Source organism: Bacillus sp. P4_D3, from assembly GCF_056401855.1.
The window spans coordinates 1-1,904 of sequence record NZ_JBFUIN010000599.1 but is presented as its reverse complement, the minus strand read 5'-3'; the positions used below and the strand labels follow the sequence as shown (position 1 = coordinate 1,904).

General features: G+C 32.5%; 4 protein-coding genes and 1 pseudogene. All 5 read left to right on the top strand.

Annotation, left to right across the window (positions count from 1 at the left end; genetic code table 11):
* Nucleotides 1-396: GNAT family N-acetyltransferase (locus tag AC1DTM_RS24550; protein WP_477001105.1), on the top strand; the 396-nt coding region annotated here is incomplete at its 5' end.
* Nucleotides 397-411: 15 nt separating this feature from the next.
* A complete protein-coding gene (locus AC1DTM_RS24545) occupies nt 412-765 on the top strand; it encodes an MmcQ/YjbR family DNA-binding protein (RefSeq protein WP_002161512.1) in 354 nt (117 codons plus the stop codon).
* Nucleotides 766-857: 92 nt separating this feature from the next.
* The gene (locus AC1DTM_RS24540) at nt 858-1,244 is read left to right on the top strand and encodes a ribosomal maturation YjgA family protein (RefSeq protein WP_016105074.1); all 387 of its coding nucleotides are present in this window, start codon (nt 858-860) and stop codon (nt 1,242-1,244) included.
* A 23-nt stretch (nt 1,245-1,267) separates the two neighbouring features.
* Entirely contained in the window at nt 1,268-1,774 is a 507-nt protein-coding gene (locus AC1DTM_RS24535) for a DNA topology modulation protein (RefSeq protein WP_016105073.1), read from the top strand.
* A 59-nt stretch (nt 1,775-1,833) separates the two neighbouring features.
* Nucleotides 1,834-1,904: pseudogene (locus AC1DTM_RS24530) on the top strand (formylglycine-generating enzyme family protein); the annotation flags it as partial.

The window sequence follows — 1,904 nt, the reverse complement described above, 5'->3', positions numbered from 1 at the left end:
TATAAATTACAACATGAACAACCAATCTGTGTAGAAAAAATAAAGAAACTTTACGATTCTGTTGGCTGGTGGCCAGAAAGAAAAGTAATYGATATTGAAAAAATGTTAAAGAATAGTATAGCAATTGGAGTATGGGAAGAAAAYGAATTAGTTGGATTTGCTAGAGTTGTTACTGACGGTGTTTTTCGGGCGTATATTGAAGATGTTGTCGTACATGAAAGTGTAAGAAATAAAGGTATTGGTGAGAAGATGCTAACAATGTTACTGAAAGAGATATCTCATATTGATATTGTTAGTCTATTTTGCGGAGAGAAACTAATAAAGTTTTATGGTGAACAGCAGTTTCAAGCGACGAAGCAAATTGTGATGCATCGTAATCAAATAGTGAAAGAATAAGAGGTGCCAATTAGAATGAATGCAACAAGAGCATATTGTTTATCGAAAAGAAAAGCGACAGCAGATTCTCCAGATGGCTGGAGTGCAACATGTATGAGGATCAATAATAAAATATTTGCGATAGTGAATCATGAAGAAGGTGAAAAAGCTGCGATTACATTAAAATGTGATCCAGAACTTGCCTTGCGAATAAGAGAAGATTATCCGGAAACAATTATTCCTGGATATCATATGAATAAAAAACATTGGAATACAGTTTATATACATAAGGGTGTAGAACAAGAACAAATTAATAAAATGATTGATTGGTCGTATGATTTAGTACTACAATCATTTTCAAAGAAAAAGCAGCAAGAGTTATTGGATTAAATACAAAGTGAAGTCGACCATAAATAGCTAGTAAAATGATTATATTTTACTAGCTATTTGCAGTTTTAGATTATATATTAGGAGATTTTGAAATGAATACGAAACGAAACAGATTACTATATGCACTGTTTACTATAGTTGTTGTTATTTTAGGTCTTATTTCCAGAAAGTTTGCTTTTGCATTACCTGATCTATTAAATGACTACTTAGGTGATGCGTTATGGGCATTAATGATTTTCACTGGATTCGGATTTTTATTTTCTAAAATAGAAACGAAGAAATTAGCTTTTATTAGTTTGATATTTTGCTACGGGATTGAAATTATCCAATTGTACCATGAGACTTGGATAGATAGCATTCGCGCAACGACTTTAGGTGGACTCGTATTAGGGTACGGATTTTTATGGAGTGATTTAGTGGCTTACACAATTGGTGTTGGAGTAGGAATGCTTGGTGAGTTTATATTACGGAAGAAATAAGGGATTTTAAAAAGGAGCCATTTATGAAAAAAATTATATTAATTGGTTCTGGTGGTTCAGGAAAATCTACATTAGCAAGGCAGTTAGGAAATAAACTAAAAATACAGGTGTATCATCTTGATGCGTTATTTTGGAAACCGAATTGGGTAGGTGTTCCGAGGGAGGAACAAAGAACAGTTCAAAATGACTTAATTAAAGAAGAAAAGTGGATTATTGATGGGAATTATGGCGGGACAATGGACATAAGAATTAACGTAGCGGATACAATTATCTTTCTTGATATTCATAGAACAATATGTGTTTATCGTGCTTTTAAAAGAATTGTGCAATATCGGAATAAAACAAGACCGGATATGGGTGCTGGATGTGAAGAAAGGTTTGACTTGCAATTTTTTAAATGGATATGGGAATATCCTAAGACGAAAAGACCTGCAATTTTAAAAAGACTCGATCAATTAAATAAGGATAAAAGAGTTATTATTTTAAAAACACCAAATGAGGTTCAACGATTCTTAAAGGAAGTGCAGTAAGTATAAATTGGTGCGTTAAAAGCATTAATTTATGTTCCATTTTGAATGGAGGGATAATATTGAATGAAATCATTCGCTCGACTGATTCTTATATGGTAAAAGTTCCAACAGGAGAGGTAGTATTAAGAGG